Consider the following 3,544-nt stretch of genomic DNA (forward strand, 5'->3'; position numbering starts at 1 on the left):
CGCGCCGCCGACCAGGCCCGAGCACGCCACCAGCAGCAACACGCTCAGCGCCGCGACGGCAATGACCAGACCACGGTTGCGGCCGGTCGACGGCGGACCGGGCGGCGGGTACGGCCCGTACGGCGTGGCCGGTCCGTACGACGGGCCCGCAGTGGGCGGCCCATAACCCACAGCGGCCGTGGGCGGCTCGTAACCTGGAGCCGCAGTGGGCGGCGTTGGCGGGCCGGGATCGGCCGACGGCTCGCCGGCCGGCGGCATCCAGGCGGTCTCGGCCCGCTGTTCCGCGTCCCCCGCCGCTCCCTGATCGGATCCGGCCCCCGTGTCGGACATGCGCATTCCCCCGTCGAACCCGTGCGGAGCGCGCAACTTATCAGGATCCGCCGCCCGGGGATGCCCCGTACCAGGTGAGGGCCGCCGCGGTGCGGCAGCGCCGGCACCTGCGCCTGGCCACCTGACCCCCGCGCCCGGCGGACCGGATCGAATCGCAGGGCGTGGCAGGATCGGCCGGGTGCAGATCGGGTTGCTCGGGCCGTTCCAGGTCACCACGGACGCCGGTGTCCCGGCCGACGTGCCGGGCGCGCGGCTGCGCGGGCTGCTGGCCGCCCTCGCGCTCCAGCCCGGCCGGGTGGTCCCGAAGGCGACGCTCGTCGACTGGATCTGGGGCGAACACCCGCCCGCCGACGCCGCCAACGCGCTGCAACGCCTCGTCTCCCGGCTGCGCAAGGCGCTGCCGGCGGGCGTCGTCGACGGGTTGCCCGACGGCTACCGGCTCGCCGTCGAGCCCGACGCCGTCGACGCCGTACGGTTCGAACGCCTGCTGCTGCGGGCCCGCGACGGCGACGGGCCGCAGCGGGTACGGCTGCTGCGCGAGGCGCTCGGGCTGTGGCGCGGCGACGCGCTGCGCGACATCGGCCTGCCCGACAGCCCGGCGCTCGACGCGGCGGCCACCCGGCTGGAACGGCTGCGCCTGACCGCAACCGAGGACCGGTACGACGCGGAGACCGGGCCCGACCTGATCCCGGAGCTGACCGACCTGGTGGCCGCCCATCCGGTGCGCGAGCGGCTCGCCATGGCGCTGATGCGCGCGCTCGTCGCCGCCGGCCGGGACACCGAGGCGCTGCTCGTCTACCGGCGCACCGCCGACGCGCTCGCCGACGCCTTGGGCGCCGACCCGTCACCGGAACTGTCGGCGCTGCACGTCGCGCTGCTGCGCGGCGAGACGGTACGCCGGGAGGACACCCGCCGGACCAACCTGCGCGCCGAGCTGACCAGCTTCGTCGGCCGGGACGCCGACCTCGCCGCGGTCGGTGCGCTGGTGGCCGAGCACCGGCTCACCACGCTCACCGGCCCGGGCGGCTCGGGGAAGACCAGGCTGGCCACCGATACCGGGCGCCGGTTGACCGGCGACCTGCCGGACGGCGTGTGGCTGGTGGAGTTCGCGGCCGTCAGCGCCGACGGGGACGTGGTGCAGGCGACGATCTCCGGGCTCGGCCTGCGGGACGCGCTGCTCGGCGACGCGGGCAGCGCGGAGCCGGTCGACCGGCTGGTGGCGGCGATCCGGGACCGGGAGATGCTGCTGATCCTGGACAACTGCGAACACGTCGTCGAGGCGGCGGCGGCGCTGGCGTACCGGCTGCTCGGCGAGTGCCGGCGGCTGCGGATCCTGGCCACCAGCCGGGAGCCGCTGGGCATCACCGGGGAGGCGTTGTGGCCGGTCGCGCCGCTGGGCCTGCCCGGCGGCGACGCCACTGCCGCCGAGGTCGAGTCGTCGCCCGCCGTCCGCCTGCTGCGGGACCGGGCCGCCGCCGTCCGCCGCGACCTGGCGTACGACGGCCACACGTCGGCGACCATGGCGCGGATCTGCCGCGCGCTCGACGGCATGCCGCTGGCCATCGAGCTGGCGGCGGCACGGTTGCGCGCCATGTCCGTCGACCAGCTCGCCACCCGGCTCGACGACCGGTTCCGGCTGCTCACCGGCGGCAGCCGGACCGCCCTGCCCCGGCACCGGACGCTGCGCGCAATGGTCGACTGGAGCTGGGAACTGCTCAGCGACGCCGAACGCGCGGTGCTGCGCCGGCTGTCGGTGTTCTCCGGCGGGGCGGGCCTGGACGCGGCCGAGCGGGTCTGCGCCGGCGGCACCGTCGCGCCGGGCGACGTGCTCGACCTGCTCACCGCGCTGACCGAGAAGTCGCTGCTGGTCGCCGCCGGCGACGTCGCGCCGCGCTACCGGATGCTCGGCACGATCAAGGAGTACGCCGCGCAGCGGCTCGCCGAGGCGGGGGAGGCGGACACCGCGCGCCGCGCGCACCTGGCGTACTTCACCGCGCTGGCCGAGACCGCCGAGCCGCGGCTGCGCCGCGCCGACCAGCTCACCTGGCTCGCCCGGCTGGAAGCCGAGCACGACAACATCACCGCCGCGATGCGTGGCGCGCTCGCCGCAGGTGAGGGACCCGAGGCGATGCGGCTCGCGGCCGGCGCCGGCTGGTACTGGTGGCTCGGCGGACACCGCACCGAGGGCATGGAACTGATCATCGCGGCCACCGAGGCGCCCGGCGACGTGCCCGACGACACCCGAGCCGTGGTGTACGGACTGGTGGTGCTGTTCCTCAGCTCCGGGCCGGGCGACGCGCAGCACGCGGCCGAGTGGATCCACAAGGCGTACCGGCTGAGCGGGGAGGGTCGCGGCGGCCACCCGGAGCTGGCCCTGGTCGTGCCGATGGAGCGGATGCTGCGGGAACCGGACGCGCTGCTGCCCGCCTGGGAGTCGCTGCTCGACCACGACGATCCGTGGGTACGCGCGCTGGCCCGGCTGCACCTGGGCAAGCTGCGGGTCATCCTCGGCATGGAGGCGGCGCAGGCGGAGGCGTGCCTGCGGCAGGCGCTCGCCGAGTTCCGGGCGGTGGGCGAACGCTTCGGGGTCTCGTTCGCGCTCAGCGAACTGGCCGAGCTGATCGCCGTGCGCGGTGACGTCGCCGCCGCCTGCGACTACTACGAGCAGGCGGTCACGGCGGTCACCGAGGTCGGCGCCGTCGAGGACGTGATCCGGATGCGGGCACGGCTGTCCTGGCTGTACCGGCTGGGCGGCGACGAGGCGGCGAGCGCCGACGCGCTGGCCGAGGCGCACCGGCTCGCCGCCGGGGTCGCCTGGCCGGGGGCGCTGGCCGAACTGGCGCTGGTCCGGGCGTACCTGGCCCGCCACGACGGTGACGCGGACGAGGCGTACGCGCAGCTGCGGTCCGTGTCGGCGCTGCTCGGCGACGAGGCGGACCTGGCCAGTGTCCGGGCGGGCACCCAGGATCTGCTGGGTTACCTGGCCGAGGACGTCGAGCTGTCGCGTACCCATCGGGCGGCGGCGTGCCGCGCGGCGCGCGAGGGGGGCTACGCGCCGCTGACCGCGCAGGTGCTCGTCGGTGTAGCGGACCTGGCGGTGCGGCTGGACCGGCCGGACCAGGCGGCGCGGCTGCTCGGCGCCGCCACCGCGGTACGCGGCCAGCCCGACCGCACCCACCCCGACGTGCCCCGGATCGAGGCGGCGGCGGGGGGG

General features: G+C 76.6%; 1 protein-coding gene. It reads left to right on the top strand.

The features are described 5' to 3' along the window. Positions 1 to 508 precede the first annotated feature (508 nt). On the top strand, positions 509 to 3,544 hold a 3,036-nt coding region (locus KBX39_RS26510; RefSeq protein WP_210873061.1), incomplete at its 3' end, for a BTAD domain-containing putative transcriptional regulator.

This window comes from Micromonospora sp. D75 (assembly GCF_018070405.1).
Lineage (GTDB): Bacteria > Actinomycetota > Actinomycetes > Mycobacteriales > Micromonosporaceae > Micromonospora > Micromonospora chalcea.